Origin of the sequence: Butyrivibrio proteoclasticus B316 (assembly GCF_000145035.1) — a bacterium.
GTDB classification, from domain to species: domain Bacteria; phylum Bacillota; class Clostridia; order Lachnospirales; family Lachnospiraceae; genus Butyrivibrio; species Butyrivibrio proteoclasticus.
In genome coordinates, this window is sequence record NC_014389.1 from 306,964 (window position 1) to 325,120 (window position 18,157).

An 18,157-nucleotide genomic window follows, 5' to 3' on the forward strand; every position below is an offset into this window, starting at 1 on the left:
CTCCTTTAGTAAATAGCATGTAAAATTCCATGCACTACAAACCTGTCGTTATCGCCGGAACATGTTGATAATGTTACTATTGGAAGCCCACTGCTTAAATCAGAGTTCACATTCCATTTGCTTTTTGAGCCGCTAAGGCATTCATTAACAAACCGGTGATATTCATCCATTCCGTCGAAAAATCTATAGCATGGATCATCAGCGTGTATCACTCTGGCAGAAAAGATCTCGTATTGTCTCATATGGCCATCTGGCAGGTAAATATAAAAATACGGATCTTCCTTTGCAGCTTCAGGGTTATCTCTAATTTTTTTAAGCCCGCCAAACATTGAGTTATTCTTCATATTATGGCCATAAACCAAGGTATGCATGTCATTAAAACTTCTGTTGTTTGTATAATCCATAAAGATAGCTCCGGCGGAATTTGCAGTTCCCTGATATGTAGTCTTTAGGTATTTATCATTATCAGGGCCCTGAACAACCGGATAATTTATACTGCAAAAAGGCACGGTTATCCATGCCGTCACATCAGAATTTTCATTTATCAGCGAAAGAAAGTCTACCTTCTTCAAATTGCCTTCTGTTGCATCGTGCATCTTTTCGTCAAGAGAATCTTTTGCTCCTGGATTCTCCTGTGCAAGAACCTTTATATACGAGCCTATGTCACTTGTTTCTTTTGCGTAATCATCTGCCACTTGTTCATATTCGTTATCAGCTATTTCGTACTCTTTTTGGTAATGAATAAGAAACATAAGGGCGGCAATAAGCGAAATGGCGGGTATTAGGGCAATCAGCAACGCTTTGGCAATATTAGCCCGTTTTCCGTTATGCTGTGTATCCATAAAATACCTCCTGCGTATTTTACTTTTTCACAATATCATTCAATATTTCTTTAACATTTTTCTGCACATAAATAAAAAATGAGGCGCCTAAAAGACGCCTCAGAATTTTTTGCTATTAAGATATTTTCTTTCTTGTATAGAAAATGCCGATTCCAACAAGGCTGATAAATGAAATAGCCATGAGCATCATAAGAAGTCCGATTGGAGTCTGGTCTCCTGTTTTGGGAGCCTTGGCGCCCATAACCATTGCCTTTGCATCATACATGATGATTGTCTGTGCGCTACCATCTGCCGTAAACTGGATATCCTGTGCTTTTACATATCCTGCTGGGACAGTAATCTCTTTAAGGGTATATGTTGTCCCCTTTGTAAGTGTTGAGATTGTATATGCATTATTTGTGGTAGTAAACTCAGCAACTTTTGTATCACCATTGTAGATGGCAAGAACCGCCCCATTTACAGGTGTTGTTGTTCCTGTCTCATACTTTAAGATTGTAACAGTACCTGGAGTTTCAGTCTTTTTCTCAGTCTTCTCAGGCTCTTTGATTTTCTTGTCAACAAGTGTAACAGTCTTTGTTTCATCATCCTTTACTTCTATTGTTACGCTCTGCTTTGTAGCCTTCTCATATCCCTCTGGAACTACTGTTTCTTCTACAGAATATGTTCCGGGAAGAAGAGAGAGCTCCTTGTCCGCATCAGAAGATGTTTCAAAGATTATTTCTTCAATAGCATTTCCATTGAGAACTTTTCCTGTAACTTTAAGCTTAGCACCGGCAACCCTGTTATTTCCCTCGTCAACTTTCTTAATGATAAGCTTGTGTTTCTTGTAAGGATCTGTGAGGCTCATGCTCTTTGTTTTTCCGTTTTCTACGGTAAACTCTACATCTTTTATTTTCTCGTATCCCTCTGGTGCTGATACCTCAACAAGCTTATATTTCTCACCTACAACAAGGTTATCAATAGTATGGATGGCTGTTGTTGACTCCCACTTATCTACTTCTGTTCCTTTTGAGTCAACCACCTTAAGAACCGCTCCTGGAAGAGGTGTTTTTCCATCGTTACCGTATTTGATGATAGCGACACTTCCGTACTTGGCAAGAGGATCTACCATACTATAAACATGCTTGCTGGCATCAACGTCATCAGCTTTAACTGTGATAACGATATCTTCAGCTTTTGAATATCCGCTTGGAACCTTGGTCTCCTTGATCGTATATGTTCCTGGAAGAACCTCAAACTCTACCTTACCTGTAGAAGGAGTTGTCATTGTAAGAGTAACGTCTTTTCCAAGATAGTCTTTACCAGTAAGTTCAAGGACTGCTCCTGTAACAGGAGAAGCTGAAGTTGAATCGTCTACTTTGTTGACAATGATCTTGTGTTTTGAATAACCATCATTCATTTTTACAAGCTGATATGAACCTTCAGCCTTAAATGTTATTGCATCGGTAACGTCATAATTTGAAGGCGCTGCTGTTTCTGAAAGAGTGTAATTCTTCCCAAGTTCAAGACCCTTAACAACATGTGTATTTGTATCTGTCGTCCATGTATCAACTGTATTGCCAGCCTCATCCTTGAGAGCAAGTGTCGCTCCAGAAAGAAGGCCATTTGAAGCAAGATCAATCTTATTGATTCTTACACTTGCCTTTCCAGATACCATTACCTGCTGAGTAGAAGCATCCGGAATATAAGCAGTAAGGTCATTTGAAACCACAGTACCATTTACTGCAGTATAGTCCGTATATGTCTTTGATAGGATTTCTCCTGCTGCCGCAAGTGTCTTGGTTTCATCACTTGTATTAAGTCCTCCGAGAGAAAATCCCTCTGAAGGAAGCACTCCTGAAAGCACATTCCAGATAGCAAGCTGTGTTGCGTTATAGAATTCAGCATTGCTGTAACCCTTGCTATCCTGGATGCCTGCTCCGTCATTTGGGTATCCAAAGAACAGGATTGTGTTAAGCGCATTCTGCACATCTGAGTTGTAATTTGAAAGATTTCTCTCAACTACTCTTGTGCTATCAAGACCTGAAAGACGAGCTCCGACAGTATCAAGGTATGTACTCCAGCTGCTGCCATTTGAAACAGTACTAGCTGCGTAAAATCCCATCTGACCAGGGATATCAAGATTCCAGTTTACACAGTATGCTGCGAACTCCTTGTTCTTTCCCTCATCAGCAATGCGATAAGCATTAGCTGTGCCAAGGCCTGAAATATGATACATTGAATCGAGTCCTGCATTTACATAGGCTTGTGTTGTTGTCAGTCTGTGAAATACAGAATTTTCTGTTGCAGAGCTACCAATCCATGAGCTTGCAAGTCTTGCGTCATCGTCAGCTGCTCCTTTATACCATCTTCCTGTCCACTCTGAATCAGCACTAAGTGCAGCCTTTGTCTTTAAAGTAGTCAAGTTCTCCATATGGTAGAGCATCTTTGTCTGTGTCGCAATTGTATTCACACTTGTAAGATCAAGTGTTGTAAGTCCTGAGTTGTAAAAAGCCTCTGTAGCATCTGCTGTGTTTGCTGTAAATGTAAAGTTTGAAGGAAGAACTGTAAGCTTTGCATCTCCCTTGAACATCTGCTTGATCGTAGCGGGAAGCACGATTGCATCTGCTGATGTTATTGTCACAAGTTCCTTACATCCGCCAAACATTGAAGTGGCATTATCCACGATAGATACTCCGCTTCCAAGCTCGATTGATGTAACCTTCTTAAGGTTTGCAAATACGGAACCCTTAAGAGTGATTGTTTTACCAGTGCCTGGCACGATTTTAACCTTTGTGAACTGGTCAAGCTTTGAGGCAAAAGCTGTAGTAAGGTTTTCGCTAAGCTGTGCCGTTGTATTTTCGGACTTTAAACTGATAGTAAGAGTTTTTGTTCCTGCATCAATATCAAAGTCAAACTTTTCAAGTCCGGTTGAAACATCAGGAGTAAGAGATGTTCCAAGAAGCGCATTTACATTTGCGTTGTTACCATTTGTAGCAGAAAAAGATGTTGCGATATTCTGAGCTGTCTGAGAAGCGGAAGCTGAGCCGAACACAAATGGAGAGAAATGCTCAACATTCATTGTCACATTATCTTCGCTTATCTTTACATCAACTTTCTTTGTATTAGTGCCCTCGCTGTCATCCATATGATAAACAACAAGCTCATCTGCGGAAATATCAAGTGATTTTAATATTCCATTTAAAGTTATCTGTGCAGAATTATTTTCTGCTGGCTCCCATACAGATGCGCCATTATAAACAGCGATATCATATACAGCTGCAATATCAAACCCCGCATCTTTTTTCTGCATTACAGCCTCGATATTCTGATATGCAAAACGGTCAGGGGTAAGCTTTGTAACTGTAAGTTCAGAGCCTTCTGGCATCTGTGCATTTACGCTGATCTTAACAGCGCCTTCTGAAGCAGTAAGGCTGTCCGCCTTCTTAACCTCAGTTTTAGGTGTTTCTGCATTCTTAGCATCATCCTTTTTCTGCTCGGATGTTTCCTTTACAGCAGTCTCCTCCTTAACGGCATTCTTCTGGGAATCTGCCTTACCCTCGGCAGCCTCAGATGTTTCCGCCTTATCAGAAGCCTGTTCAGATGAAGATGCTACGGCTGCAGTCTCTGTTGATTCCATTACTCTATTAGCTGCATATGCTGTAGTGCTCATTCCTGATACAGAAAGCACAACTGCAGACGCAAGAGCAACAAATCTCAGGCTTTTACATTTCATAACATGTTCTCCTTTAGATCTGTATTTAATATAGTTACCTTCGAGCTTTCTGCGGCGAACAAAAAGCATCCCTCCTATTATGGATTAATCAGGCAAAATAAAAACCCGGGTGCAATTAAGCACTCGGGTCTATATTTAATTCATACTTCTTCTCCACAAAATCAAAATAATCTTACTAATCTGATCATTGTCTTGAGGACAAAAAGTCCTACAAGAATTGCTGCTGCCATCAAAAGGCAAAAACCAAGGTCTCCGGTCTCTGGCACTTCTATGTAATCACCAAGTACTTCGCCTTCTTCCTCTTCCTCAATAACCACGGGAGCTACAACCACCTCTTCTTCAACTACTTCTTCGTAGTATGTTTCAACTGTTTCGGGCTGATACTCGGGCTCTGGAGTTGGCTCAGGCTGAGGTACGGGAATAGGTTCGGGCTCGGGCTCAGGCACTGGTTCTGGCTCTGGTTCTGGAATAGGCTCCGGCTCGGGAGTCGGTTCCTCTGGTATTTCAGGCACCTCCGGCTCAGGATCTGCAGGAGTCTCGACAACAATCTCAAGATCATCATCAATCTCTGCGCCCTTTGCTTCACTTGAGAATGACATTGTCATTCCCATTGCCATTACTGTTACCATTGTCATTACCATAACTGCCATTTTCTTCATCATAGTTTCTCCTTCTGCTCTCTTTATATAAAAGAGGCCTCACATCTTTAATCTTTACAAATTATTTTCCTTACATTAGTTAACGACAGTGATGACAAAATAAAATTTGCCATCATTACCTTTTGCCACGCCGGCTCCAATACACGTAACTCCATCCTTTAACAGGACTTCATTATGACCTGGTGATTTCTTCCAGGCTGATACTGCGCGTTCTGATGAGGACTGTCCACGGGCAAGGTTTTCACCCAGCTTGGAATAAGTCTTATTCCAATTATTTCCGAAAGCGGTCTGCCATTTCTCGCCATTTGGGCGGGTATGACTGAAAACTCCGGAAGATGCCATTTCTTTTGCTCGAAGCTGAGCTTCTGCTTGAACAGCACTATCAACAGTAAGTGCCGGTAGTCCATTCTGAAGTCGGTATTCATTTACGCATCTTACAAGCGAAGCTGCAGATACATCTTTGGCGCCCGCATAGGGGAGTCTGCCTTCCTGAATACCATTGTTCCAATAGTGTTCAGCTAGTACTGATGGGGTATCGCCGACAGCTGCTACTACATCAGGGTTAGCATTTGCATAGTAGTCAGGATCAAATCTTGATCCATCCGGTAATGAAAAATCAGCATGCGCTGTGATCGCAATTGTGCTGCAGAGCAGTAAAAGCGCAATCAGATGCAGTAGTTTTTTCTTCATCTTGTTCTCCTTCCTGTAATAACTATCATTAAAATACATAAAGGATAATGGTTTTTATTAAATAAAATAAAAACGGTCTGCACAAAATATGCAAACCGTTCATGGCTTATTAAATTTTTATCTCTTTAAATCCCGAGAATAAGCGCTGCATGTCTATAAAAATATCATTAGCGCCACTATGACCTTTAACAGCTATATCCGCGAAATATGTAGAACGGGCTTCGCCAATAAATTTGACTCTTACCCCATCTTTGGTCACTTCACGGAGCTCCTTATTGATATCTTCCAGTACGTAGTCCCCAGCTTTTATATCTCTGACAGAAACCGTTTTAAGGTACTCTCCAAATCTGTTGTGAACTACTCCGACTTATAGAAGTCGGAGCTTCTAAAGACGGGCGGGAAATCCGCCATTTTTCTTATTTAAGAAGTTTGATATTTAAGTTTCCACCTAACAGGTTAGGCAATCCTTATTCTTATAGGCGTGTCCACGTCGCCTCTACCGTATAGGATGCTAAGATCCACAACGCTACTTTTACGCATTATATTTAATGCTCCGTTAACATCGGCATTAAATTTAAAACCATTGGCGGTTTTATACATTCCACGATGTATTCTACTACCACTGAACTGATACTCTTTTGGATTATCGTTATTGTAAACAGGAATACAGTCTTTATCCCAAAATGATGCCTTTGATGTATAGCTTTCTTCCTGTTCAACATAGGTAATACCATTAAGTTCACAAAGACATGACAATTTATCCCTTAATAAGCCATAAGGGATATTAACAAAGCTCTGATTATTCTGTTTGCCAATATGTGAATTCCTTTGAAACGTAACATTATAGCCGGCCACAAGTGTTCCGATATCGTTAGTAATACAATAATCTATCACCTTACGTGCAGCTTTACTCATATAGTCATTTACTTTATTGTTACGATTACGATTAATGGCTTTCTGACGATTTGTAGTCTTTTTGCCAAAATGCTGTTTGTCCTTAATAGACTGCAGACGAGCATTCTCTTTATTAAACCACTGATTTATGGATTTAAGCTTTCTTCCGTCAATGATGAACGATTTCCCAGTATTTGATACTGCGGTTACAAGATTATTTATACCAAAATCGAGAGCCAGTGCATTATTTTTATTGAGATTTCTTTGAATACACTCAGTTTCGTAAGTGTACTGGATTTCAAAGAACCTGGCATGTGCTTTTGGTATAATGCGTATCTCTTTAACCTTTTTATCAAGCAGGACCGGCGGTATTGTAATTTCAACCGGCTTGTGGGTTTTCTTAAAGCTGTTTGAAAACGGAAGTATCAGCTTGTTATCGTTAAGTCTCACAAAGCCTATAACCAGTGTGGCATATCCATCTTTTGAAAGATAATTTGGCAATTTGCAATCCTTAAAAGCGTATTTACCCTGTTTTGCAAGCTTAAGCAAGCCAAAGAATGACTTGAAACTGCCGTCTACTTCTTTGAGGATCTGCTGTGCCATATTAGAATTTAAGGCTTTATAATTAGGGCTATTCTTTAAGAGAACATAGTTTTTCTCATACTTTAGGAATTTACCCTCAGTAAAGTAATACTGTCTAACATTATAGATGGCTTCATTTGTAAGATTTTTCGCTGAATGACACAGTTCTCTTATTGAACAGTAATCATCTTTCGATAGATGTTTTACTTGCTGTTTAACAGTAAGATACATTCTATAATTTCCTTTCATAAGACTCAGATTACTCCTGTATATGCATTATATCTTATTTTTACTAAAAATACATGTTTGTAGTAAAAATATGTAAAAAAAAAGAATGGTAGAAAGCTACTATTCTCTTATAATGTTCTTGGTTTAACGCATTCATCCCCTACCTACGCTACGCTTAGAGGTAGGGGTTTTCTGCGAAATTTTTGATAAACTGCCAAAGTGTGCTTTTCATAGATCTTTTCAAGCTCTTCTTTTGTCACTTCATAAAACATATTACTCTCCAATCCTAGCCGCAAAGGCCTCTTTCTTTAATAGCATCTTCAAGCTCTTTGCAGATATACTTATAGTTTCCTGCATCAATGCTCTCTTCAAGAGCCTGCTCATACCAGAAATCCATATCTGTGGCCACCGTTCCATCCTTTCTTATAAGAGCATAGGCATCACCATTCGAGTAATAAGAATTACCCTCGCTATCGATAAGCTGAAGCGGCAGGATGCATTTTTCATCCAGATATCTCTTAGATATCGGTCTGTTTATCATCATTCCACCATTATCAAGCTGATAAGAATTATGAGCTCCACTGAATGTAAAGAACTTTTCCATCATCTTCGCGAGATTTTTATCTACTTTTATCGCTCTTACTGAGCTATTGTCATTTATATATGCCCTGATAAGCGATGCTGCGGCTTCCTCTTTATCAAAATGATGGCCCCAGAAGTTTTCACCCAGGCCAAATCCCTCTGCTCCATTTTCATAAAGTCTAAGGTTGTCAAATACAACAGTATCTTCGCCATTATCTTCAAGATTTACTCTATAGGCATCTGCTTCGATCCTGTATTCGTTGCCTTTTGCAAGGCATGTCATTATCTCCATGTTTTTCTCCTATTTTGTTTATCTACTCCGAGAATAAAATGAAAGGGGCACGCCTTTTAGCATGCCCTTTGCTCCATTTTATTTATCCTCGACCACGCGCCACCATCTTTTGAATGCTTCCTTGACTTCATCAGTGTCTTTAAAGCATGACGGAGACCAGAATGTCTGCTTATTTAAGTCAATGTTATCTCGTCCTTTGTATTTATCTCCATAATCGCCGTACGTCACATATAAAGATATATTTGACTTCTCAACTATGGATCTTACAACAGAACTTGTGACAAAACTTTCCTTATCTCCGCCACATGATGAACCTTCAAGAGCATCAATTGTTCGGCGCAGCCAGTGTGAGAATAAGCCATTATATATTGATTCAATATAAAACTCATCCCATCCTGTGATCTCCTGGTGCTCCATTAGAAATGGCCTTGCAGGAAGTTCCATAAGCCTCATCATTTCAAGATGCATGGATGTCTGATAATAATCATCACCACGCTCTTTATAAGACTTATAGAGTTCTTCGATAAGCTCGGCGCTCTTTTCGTTATTCTCAGCCTCTATGGATTTAAAAAGTCCATTCATTACTGAAATAAGTGCATCTTTGGTTTCAGAATTATTTAACATCGCACCTCCTTATGCTCTTGCAACAATCTCGTCCATCTGGAAGATACTGATAAAGTTTGTTACGTTATCTGAGTTGGTGTTGTTATCAACCCAGACAAAGTTCTCCCCAAGCTCTTTTCTGATCTCAGAAAGGGCTTCTTCTCCAAACTTTTCTTCATCATCCCTAAGACGTCTATTCCACTCAGTCTCATCGAAAGAGCCTCTTTTCATTGCTCTTTCTTTCCTTACTTCATCTGAGGCATAGATATAAAAGACTTTGCAGTTTTCTTTGCCGCAGGCATCGATATAAGCCTTGGCGCCTTCGCAGTCAACGATTGCTATATAGTCCTGGCTTTCAAAGTTCTGAACGCTGGTCCATGGGGTTCCGTAGTACCAGTCATCAGCTTTGCCCTGCACGAGAGTATGATAGCATCTCCATTCGAGCATTTCTCCGCTTGAAGCCATTCTCTTAAACAGCTCTTTTGTAATGAAATGGTAATCTTTGCCATTAACCTCTCCTACTCTCATAGGTCTTGTTGTACAGGTGATGATAGGAAGACATCTATCCTTGATATCGATTCCCTTTACAGGCTTACCATCTATGATCCTGTTTAGCGCACGGTCCTTACCGCTGGCACTCTTGCCAATAAGAATATAAATCATATGTCTCTCCTTTCTTTTCCGACATTAAACGTTATCAAGGAGTATTATGTTAAGTTCTGCAAAAAATAAAACACATTGGATTTGGATATAAAAATACCCTGACGAGCTTATCTCATCAGGGCCTTGTTTAAATATTGGAAATTTCTTTATTTTTATCCTCTATTTTACCAACAACGCCTCCCCATATCATAAAACCTCCTATGAGCATCATAAGAAAATTTCCAATGAATGCGTGTTTAGGCTGATGCTCCGACCATTCACCGTTATGCTTACTTACCTTGATAACATCTCCCTCGTTTGGGAGGTTATCCTCGAACCTTCTGTTAACAACAATCCTTGTTTGTTCCGGATGTTCTGTGGACAGCCCAAGTGTTTCTATGTCGCATACAGCGTCATAAGTAATCAACTTATCTATTCCGCCATCATTGCCGTTTCTTACAGTCTCTCTATTTTCTGAAATTTTGACAATTTTTACCACTTTTGCCTGATCTTCTTTTACAGAAGACTGCCTTGAAAATCCAATAAGACTTAATAAAAGAAGCAGTGCGCCGATAGCAAAGCATATGTATCTACTTGATTTACCGTGTAATTGTACATTCATAACCCACACCTCCCATTATAGCTGAGAAGCAGGAGCGTTTATCTGGATGCCATTAAGGCGCACATCGCCCTCAAGAGCAACAACGATGCAATTACGGCCATCGATCTTCCTTTGCTGAACAAGATTTGTGCGATCAGGCTTTATCTTGATCTCAACATCAGATGACTTTACCGCAAACTTATCAAGCTCAATAAGGTTACCCGTTTTGAACTCTGTATCGTCATTTCCGCCAGCTCTTTCGTAGATGTGTTCAAAGTCATCGAGCTTTTCTTCCTTAACGCCTGCAGATACTAAGATCTCCTTTATCTCTTCTTTATGGAGAGTCTTGATCTCACCGTTATACTGGGCGGTCTCTTCCATCTCCTTAAGGTTTTCGTGGAGAGTCTTGATTACCTCAAAATCTGCCTTATCGTCAGTTACCTCTGCAATGATGCTCTCGAAGATATGCTGCTGATCCACAGATGATGTAGGAGCGGGTATGCCAAGGAGCTTTTCGATAAGCTCGGGATGGCTGTCCTCTGGCTTCTTTGTAAAATACAGCATGCTGTGAAGATCTGTATCCCTGTCATTAAATGCAGGATAAAGGAAACCATGGACAGGAGCCTGGACAATCTGGACCTGTCTTGAAGAAACCATACGTCCGCTGTCGCTATCAAGAGTAAGGCCTGCCTTTGTTGAGTGCACAGGACAAATAGCAACAAGCATGAACTCATATGTTGTAGTCTCATCCTCAAGAATGGCTCCATCTGAAGCCTTCATTGGGACATCATATACGCCATGGCCTGCCACAATAAGGTAGTTTTCATCAAAAATATAGTTCTCGATGATAGTATCGAAAAGCTCGTCTCTCTTTTCTTCGCTCTTAAATACTTCTGTATAAGCTTCTGTCATGAAGCCTTCTGCTTTAATAGACGCTTCATTTGAGCCAAATTCAAGGTTAAGGAGCTTTTTATCAATTGTTCCTGAAAGAGCTGCCTTAAGGATATCTATGTACTTAAACTGCTCCTCATCTCCAAGTGAGGAATAGCTTTCTGTATTAGATATGAGTTTTTCCTTGTTCCCATTTACAAAACATGTACAAATACGGTCAATGCTAGGCATAAACTCTGTTGTTATCTTAAGGGTCTTTTTAAGTTCCATAACGTTTGACTTATTCATTTTTGGTCCATCTCCATTTCTCAAAATAAATGGCGGTCATACCAACCGCCATAAACCTTCGTTTACCTTCTGCTCATCGGATCCCATTTAAAATTTGGACATCCGTCTGGCACGCTGTTGCTATAATCATTTCTCAATGTACAGGAAGCTGTCCGGCATTCAGAGCATTTAAAGCCTCTGTGATAGACGTACCTTCTCTTACAGGCCAGTGAACAGAACGGATGCTTGGAATTCTTTGAATTGAAAGTGCGACCGCACCCTATGCAGATCTTGGAAATGTTATGAGCCATACTTATTCCTCCGGCAATCACCTAGAGTTCCTGTATTTGTATTCCATGGACATAAAGCATGAGTTTTCTTTTGATAGTGTAATCTTTAGTCCTAAAGCCCTTTGTATCTTCTACGACAAGATTTCCTTCTTTATCTCTGTAAACGAAATCTGCAACGTATATGCATTCTCTTTCAATAACTCTTCCCTTTTTGATACCGCCTCTTTTCCCAACGGTATCCGGCTCTCTCTGAGCCGGGATAAGTATGAACCTCTCCTGCGTTTTAAGTTCTGATATCTCTCCAGCTTTTTCCAGCAAGAGTAATTCCTGGTATCTCCTTGCCTCTCTCTTTGAATCGAACTTTACTCCGCCAACTTCAATCTTTTCGTTCCGGTACTTGTTACCTGTAATTCTTCCCCTATATGGGTAATACGGATTAGATCGTCGAGTTGCCATAATCTAATTCCTTTCCCTTTATTTTTATTTAAACAGGCCTTTCTGATGTCTTTATGGCGCCCGCCACAAAGTTGCAGCTTTCACTGGCGATCCCACACCTGCGGAATCCCTGAGGGCATGTTTGTTAACGCGTGAGTGTATAACCAAATTTTGTACCGTTTGAAAATACAATATTATATTCTCCGGTATCTTCGTTATAATTCCATTTTTCAATCTCACCTGTGATAACAAGCTCTGAAAGTCTCTTGTTGATCTTTTTGACAGCTGCGCTCTTGGAAAGCTTTCCTTCCTCGAAACCTACGCGTGCTTCTGTGCTGATAACTGGTTCTGCACCGCCATCATATGCCTTTATTCCCTGGCTATGTGAATTAAAAAGGATCGTTCCTGTAACTACTGCTAATACAAGAGCGGCAGCAGCCTGATGAACGACCTTCTTAGGTATCGTTATCATTTCGTTCTTGCCCATTAGTGTCTCCTCAACGTTTTTAAACTAAAATTCCAACACTTATATAATGGGTAAATTCAAAAAAGATAACTGCATTATAAATGACTTGCGAGAAAACCCCTTCCGATAACATCGGTCTTGGTAGTTCATTTCATTCAAAGAGTCCTCCACCTTTTCCTGGCAGAGTCGAAGCTTTTACTCCAAGTATAAGTTCAGTATCGCTTGCGACATGATCATCATATGGCTCCCAGAGTCCCTGACTTATAACGATTTCTCTTGTGCAGACATGCGCTGTTTCGGGAACGATCATTTTTTTAAAATCCTCATCTTTGAGTTTTTTTTCATACGCTCTTTTAACAGCTATACTGGTCTCAAACGGTCCTGCGCATAAAAATTCATCGCCAGATTCTTTATTCGTGACAAACATTGCATACTCTGTGTTCACGATCCTGTTCATTCTTAACTCCCTCCATCTCGTCGCATGCTTTGACAAATCTCTTATAAAGCCTTTTAAAAGGTGAAGACATGTCGCATTTACATGCGCCGTAATATTTTTTACTTATTGGATATAACCATCTTATACCCTGCTTAGTATATGAGTCCACAAACAGATGCAGAATATACCCAAATAAGAACCCTCCGACAAGTAAGGGATCAAAAGATGATAATACTGCAACGATACTGGTAAACATTAGACATCCCAAGAATGTATGCGGAAGCCTTGACCTGTGATCATAAGTTCCCTGGAATGGGCGCAGTATGAATAAAGGCTTGCCAATAGTCGATGTTTTATTGTCTATATCAGGAATAAGAGAGCCAATAACTGCCCCCTCGATCATTACCATTGCTTCATTTCCTGTGCACCCACCTGCTGCCGCAAGGAGTCCCGTCATGGCAACTCCTGCTGCAAGATGTGCCTTTCCACTCGCCATTTATAATACCTCTTTTACTTCTAATCCGTGAGTCTGGTCTGCAGAAATATGGAGACACATAAAACATGCAAATGTAAGAATCACGCTTCCGCAAATTCCAGCAACGCAAAAACCGGCCCATATTCCGACAACGGCCAGAATGGCCCTGCTGAAAAACTCAACAAACTTTAATACAACTTCTTCCATATTTTATCCCTCCGTATTTCCAATCAATTTATCAAGATGATTGTACACGATAAAACCCACGAAATATTTTTCTGCACAAAATAGGAGCGCTAAAAATCAGCGCTCTTTAGCTCTTGTTTCACGACGGACATGTACTTTACCCAATATCTTTAGTGATGTACTCAGCGATATTGAGTTCTTCGATTTTTAAACCGCACTGCTCTCCCGGCGTATACTCTATACCTATCACCTCAGCCAGACACATCTGGTCGGCACGATTAAGATAAAATAGATAATCTCCAATTGCCGGCATATCGGAAACTTCTCCGAAGTACATTTCTTCGGTAATACTATAAGGAATGGTCCCTATGATCACTTTGGAATCGCATTGAAGTTTTATCTGCTTTTCATTGATGATAAGGCTAAGAACCTGTCCTTTTCTTTCATAAACAACGTCATAAATCTGCCCCGTATCAGACACGCTTGATGTATCGATAATAAGTTCTCTCACCTCAAGAACACTATGGTCGATGTTCTTGGCATATTCGATATCCTGAAGCGGTTCCTGCTCTTGTTTTTGTAGGTCTCCGCTATATTGCACCTGGGTGTCTATATTTTCTTTTTCTTCGCCATCTCCAATTCCGTATTGTGCAAGGAATTTATTTTTTCTGGTTCCGGGCACTGCTGCCTTAATATTTTCTTTTGTTATTTTTTCAATAAATATATGGCAATTTTGCATGTAAAAGGTTCTGCTTGCCCTGTTATCCGAGTATTTTGCATATGCTCGTTCACTTTCAGAATATACAAGGAGGACCTCATCTCCTATCCTGACGTCTGGCTGCGAAGGTATTGTGTATGACGCAAAAAGATCTCCATCAGAACGATCACCCCATAACAGGAGTGTCCCATCTGCATTTATACTATTGCAAATGCAGCATTCTGATACGAGATCTTCCGGTATTTTGTTTTCCATCTGAATATCAGAAGCACTTTCTTTGTCTCCGCATCCAAACACGGATAAAAGCACTGCTGAAATCAGACAGATACACAATATTTTCTTTTTCAATTTTTCTTACCTGCTTTAGCCAGCTATCCTTCCAATGTTATCAGCTCTTTGTTCATAACGCATTTCCTGAAGCTGATCCTGATAAAGGCTGCATTGTCTTGACACCGTCTTGCTGATATTGTCAATATTTTTATAATACTGAGTTAGTATTGTTTTCTTGCTGAGCGCGAGTTGATAATCGCAGTCCGGAGCTTTTGATACCGGATATGAACGACATACTATATCCATCTTGCATATAAGTGGATTAAGATACGCCTGTACATTAGCACACCACCCAAGTATTCCCTGCATGGTTGCAAGATCACTTGAAGTAAGTGCTGATCCCTTACATGAAAAGCAGTCATCATACGTATCGTGAAGATAATCAAGCAGATCACTAGGAGTTACACTCTGAATATTGTTATAATTTACCTGTATCATTCTAATGTCTCCTTAAACTGCTTCTTTTTCCTGGTCAAGCTCTTGAAGCATGCTTTCTCCTAATTTCTTATAGCAGTCTTCACAAAGGCAAGCAGTTTTTTCAGGAGAATGTGCTGATAACCCAAAGTTTTTACCAGATGCCGCATTAGTCAATCTCTTTGCTCGAGAACCGAACGTGATAGACACTGGTTTCATTGAATAAACCCCGCAATAATCACATCTCTTTATATTCATACCTACTCTTCCCTGTTTCATTTTATTTCCTCCTGTTTTCTAACTGATGTTGTTAGTATACATGTCTGATCTTTAGTTTCATTTTTCTGCACAGTAATTTTGCCTCTGCATGAAAAAAAATCCGGCTTGCAGTTTTGCAAACCGGAAATCTATGGGGTGTGTGAAAGGATGGACTGGTATATCTTTCACTCCTCAGCCCACGGCATCCCTAAAGGATACAGGAGATGTATACTTAATGCCAGCATTAAAAGTATGATGAACTTTTGTAACTTGATATCTATTATGGAACATTTCTTTTAAAGATTTTCACGCTAGAAAACGATAAGGGTACACATGACACGTTGGGGAAACAGTCTTATATTTATAGCATAGCCACAATAAGATAAACCAAGGAGAATAAGATGAATAATAGTTATCCGAATTTTTTAGATGCGCTTTATAAATATCGTGCGAGAAAACCCCTTCCGATGAAATCGGATGTGGGATGCATCACCTTTTCACGAACAGCTGTTCGTGATAGAATAAGTCAATCGGAACCTTGAAAACTGTATATATGAGGTTGCACCACGAATCTAACAAACCAAGAGCCTGTGGTGTGTAAAATATACAAGGTGTTTAGTTCCCAAGCGCCACAAGCGCATATATAACACTTAAAGTATGCCGAAGGGATTTCCCGACGGAGTAGTGGCGCCATGGACGTGCCTTGCTATACAACTTTGGTATTGCAGAAACCATTTCCGATAACATTGGTGGTGGTAGTTCATATTGCAAAACAGAATGGGAAGATCATATTTGAGAGTTCCTGCAGATTAAATACAGATACCAGGGAAATAGTCGGAGTTAAAAAGGATGTTATCCCTGCTGACTTTGATGAAGAATTTGTGCAGTTATCCTTAAATGGAGTAACATGCCCTGCCGGCAAAAGAAGTGATATCAATCCAGAAGAAACCGACAGCTTCTGGTATGAATAAATGATATAGCAAATGCCAGATAGTAAGCTACCTGGCATTTTTATCATTTCAACTTACTTTACAAGATATTCTCTTGCTTCTTTCCCAAATGAAGTGAAGCTGTCTGGAGCGTTAATAAAATCTCCATTTACTTCACCGCCCTCGTCATCTCCATATACCGGGAATACGAGGATCTCGTCAAGCGAGCTCATATCTTTTGAAAACATGAACTGGATCTCTCCGAAGATATAACTATCATCTTCTTCAAGGCAATCATTCTTTGGAACTTTCCCTGCGTCTTCAAAAATCTTTTTAAGATCTTCCTTTGATACTTTTGCAAGGGCCATGTTGCAGCTGTTCATTTCTGTAATAGTGTCATAAAACTCAATCTTCATCTTTCTCTCCTTGTTATTTAACCCGCAAGTTCTTCAAGTCTGCCATCCCTGATAACATAAGGCCTGTCAGACAAGTATTCTGTTGAAGGAAGTACAGTCTTGTTTACATCCATGATCATAGCTTTCAGATCGTCTACTTTTCTCTCTTCGAGCATACTAATTGGCAAAACGATAACCTCATTAAGACTGCTTGGGATTATAAAGAAATCTTCGCCAAGTCTTTCCCTAATAGCATCTGCCACGCCATTATACAATATGGCCACTGCTCCCTGTTCGCAGTTTACAGTGTTGATAACCAAAAATTTTTCCAGTCCCCTTAAGTCAACCGGCATCCAGCACCCTTTCTGCCTAAGTATGTCGTTCATGCTTACGATTCTTGGTGGATTGATCACCGGGCTGTTTTTAATCGCTGTTTCAAACAATTCTTTTTCAGTGACGCCAATATGCTCTAGCTGGGCTTTTGTGATAGGGATAGAGCCTTCTGCTTCAGGAACAAGATATCTTACCATTACAGAAAGCTCATCATTGAGCTTCTTGTGAACAAAACCAGGGTTTTTATTGACGTTGTGGTTATATATAAAAGCAGCAATGCCCTCTAAAAAATCGTCCCTGTTCTCGAATTTCTCTATCGCGCGCGCCACGCTTGAAGAGTTCTTATATTGCTCTGATTCAAATGCATTCCTGAATATTTCAATGCCTTCGACAAAGTAATCTTCCTCTGTTGTCCGACCATTTTCTATTGCAAGAACATGATCCTTTGTAATAGATATAGTAGGGGCAATGCGGTCATCTTTATTCTTCTTGCAGGTGATAGCTAGTGCCTCAGGGCCCATATTGAGCTTATATCCAGGTCTTATATCTGGATAATAACCTTCTTCTGCAAGCCTTTCTGCAAACTTTTTAGCCAGTTCTTCAACTTTTTTTACCATTTTATCCATGTTATTCTCCTTATATTTAGCTCTCATTAAAATGTCCATCAAATTCATTATGTCAAATATTAAGTACAATAAAACGGACCTCGTGCTACAACATTAAAAAGGATCCTTACGTCAGTCAAAGAGGTATTTTATGGAAAGCATGACGATATATTCACAGAAAACGGATTTCCACTTATGGGAGAGCCGACTATCGAAGATATAGAAAAAATAGAAGGAGATAAGATCTGCTTAAGCCATGACCTGGCAAGGGTAAAGCCATCTATTCTGTTAAGGATGAGGATGGAAACCGACACCTCGTAGAAGAGGATATACCCAAAGTAAGTCCAAAGGACAGAAGCCAGATTCAAATGTGAACTTGCGCACGCAAAACAGGAAGCT

21 protein-coding genes are annotated in these 18,157 nt (G+C 40.0%); 1 reads left to right on the forward strand and 20 read right to left on the reverse strand.

Annotation, left to right across the window (positions count from 1 at the left end):
* Positions 1-5: 5 nt before the first annotated feature.
* From BPR_RS18120 to BPR_RS18205, 18 genes are all read right to left on the reverse strand, one after another.
* The gene (locus BPR_RS18120) at positions 6-842 is read right to left on the reverse strand and encodes a class B sortase (RefSeq protein WP_013282960.1); all 837 of its coding nucleotides are present in this window, start codon (positions 840-842) and stop codon (positions 6-8) included.
* A 115-nt stretch (positions 843-957) separates the two neighbouring features.
* Positions 958-4,557, reverse strand: a complete 3,600-nt coding sequence (locus BPR_RS18125; protein ID WP_013282961.1) for a SpaA isopeptide-forming pilin-related protein — start codon at positions 4,555-4,557, stop codon at positions 958-960.
* A gap of 161 nt (positions 4,558-4,718) precedes the next feature.
* Entirely contained in the window at positions 4,719-5,219 is a 501-nt protein-coding gene (locus tag BPR_RS20675; protein ID WP_143754404.1) for a hypothetical protein, read from the reverse strand.
* A gap of 72 nt (positions 5,220-5,291) precedes the next feature.
* A complete protein-coding gene (locus tag BPR_RS20185) occupies positions 5,292-5,906 on the reverse strand; it encodes a CAP domain-containing protein (protein WP_013282963.1) in 615 nt (204 codons plus the stop codon).
* 456 nt (positions 5,907-6,362) lie between these two features.
* Positions 6,363-7,613 carry an RNA-guided endonuclease InsQ/TnpB family protein gene (locus tag BPR_RS18140; protein ID WP_013282964.1) on the reverse strand — a complete coding sequence of 417 codons (1,251 nt, stop codon included), beginning with the start codon at positions 7,611-7,613 and terminating at the stop codon, positions 6,363-6,365.
* Positions 7,614-7,896: 283 nt separating this feature from the next.
* Positions 7,897-8,484, reverse strand: coding sequence for a hypothetical protein (locus BPR_RS18145; protein ID WP_013282965.1), 588 nt, complete (start codon positions 8,482-8,484; stop codon positions 7,897-7,899).
* 78 nt (positions 8,485-8,562) lie between these two features.
* Positions 8,563-9,108 carry a hypothetical protein gene (locus tag BPR_RS18150; protein ID WP_013282966.1) on the reverse strand — a complete coding sequence of 182 codons (546 nt, stop codon included), beginning with the start codon at positions 9,106-9,108 and terminating at the stop codon, positions 8,563-8,565.
* A 9-nt stretch (positions 9,109-9,117) separates the two neighbouring features.
* Complete coding sequence (locus tag BPR_RS20190; RefSeq protein WP_013282967.1) at positions 9,118-9,750, reverse strand: guanylate kinase; 633 nt, start codon at positions 9,748-9,750, stop codon at positions 9,118-9,120.
* 127 nt (positions 9,751-9,877) lie between these two features.
* The gene (locus BPR_RS18160; RefSeq protein ID WP_013282968.1) at positions 9,878-10,351 is read right to left on the reverse strand and encodes a hypothetical protein; all 474 of its coding nucleotides are present in this window, start codon (positions 10,349-10,351) and stop codon (positions 9,878-9,880) included.
* Positions 10,352-10,366: 15 nt separating this feature from the next.
* A complete protein-coding gene (locus tag BPR_RS18165) occupies positions 10,367-11,509 on the reverse strand; it encodes a DUF4317 domain-containing protein (protein WP_013282969.1) in 1,143 nt (380 codons plus the stop codon).
* Positions 11,510-11,820: 311 nt separating this feature from the next.
* Positions 11,821-12,234 carry a DUF1064 domain-containing protein gene (locus tag BPR_RS18170; protein ID WP_013282971.1) on the reverse strand — a complete coding sequence of 138 codons (414 nt, stop codon included), beginning with the start codon at positions 12,232-12,234 and terminating at the stop codon, positions 11,821-11,823.
* A 124-nt stretch (positions 12,235-12,358) separates the two neighbouring features.
* The gene (locus BPR_RS18175) at positions 12,359-12,700 is read right to left on the reverse strand and encodes a hypothetical protein (RefSeq protein ID WP_013282972.1); all 342 of its coding nucleotides are present in this window, start codon (positions 12,698-12,700) and stop codon (positions 12,359-12,361) included.
* A 130-nt stretch (positions 12,701-12,830) separates the two neighbouring features.
* Positions 12,831-13,136: a PH domain-containing protein gene (locus BPR_RS18180; protein ID WP_013282973.1), complete on the reverse strand. Its 306-nt coding sequence runs from the start codon at positions 13,134-13,136 to the stop codon at positions 12,831-12,833.
* Positions 13,090-13,611: a metal-dependent hydrolase gene (locus tag BPR_RS18185; protein WP_042258603.1), complete on the reverse strand. Its 522-nt coding sequence runs from the start codon at positions 13,609-13,611 to the stop codon at positions 13,090-13,092. The genes BPR_RS18180 and BPR_RS18185 overlap by 47 nt, the downstream gene beginning before the upstream one ends.
* Positions 13,612-13,797 carry a hypothetical protein gene (locus tag BPR_RS18190; RefSeq protein WP_013282975.1) on the reverse strand — a complete coding sequence of 62 codons (186 nt, stop codon included), beginning with the start codon at positions 13,795-13,797 and terminating at the stop codon, positions 13,612-13,614.
* 136 nt (positions 13,798-13,933) lie between these two features.
* Positions 13,934-14,842, reverse strand: coding sequence for a hypothetical protein (locus BPR_RS18195; protein ID WP_013282976.1), 909 nt, complete (start codon positions 14,840-14,842; stop codon positions 13,934-13,936).
* A 15-nt stretch (positions 14,843-14,857) separates the two neighbouring features.
* On the reverse strand, positions 14,858-15,262 hold the full coding sequence (locus BPR_RS18200) for a hypothetical protein (protein WP_013282977.1): 405 nt from the start codon (positions 15,260-15,262) through the stop codon (positions 14,858-14,860).
* Positions 15,263-15,274: 12 nt separating this feature from the next.
* Positions 15,275-15,517 carry a hypothetical protein gene (locus tag BPR_RS18205; RefSeq protein WP_013282978.1) on the reverse strand — a complete coding sequence of 81 codons (243 nt, stop codon included), beginning with the start codon at positions 15,515-15,517 and terminating at the stop codon, positions 15,275-15,277.
* Between the two features lie 671 nt (positions 15,518-16,188).
* Between BPR_RS18205 and BPR_RS18210 the strand changes: the two genes are divergently transcribed.
* Positions 16,189-16,467 carry a hypothetical protein gene (locus BPR_RS18210; protein WP_013282979.1) on the forward strand — a complete coding sequence of 93 codons (279 nt, stop codon included), beginning with the start codon at positions 16,189-16,191 and terminating at the stop codon, positions 16,465-16,467.
* Positions 16,468-16,520: 53 nt separating this feature from the next.
* Here BPR_RS18210 and BPR_RS18215 read toward each other — a convergent pair whose 3' ends face one another.
* Entirely contained in the window at positions 16,521-16,841 is a 321-nt protein-coding gene (locus BPR_RS18215; protein ID WP_013282980.1) for a hypothetical protein, read from the reverse strand.
* 17 nt (positions 16,842-16,858) lie between these two features.
* Positions 16,859-17,779 (reverse strand): DUF5688 family protein, encoded by a 921-nt coding sequence (locus BPR_RS18220; RefSeq protein ID WP_013282981.1) that lies wholly within the window; start codon positions 17,777-17,779, stop codon positions 16,859-16,861.
* Between the last annotated feature and the right edge of the window lie 378 nt (positions 17,780-18,157).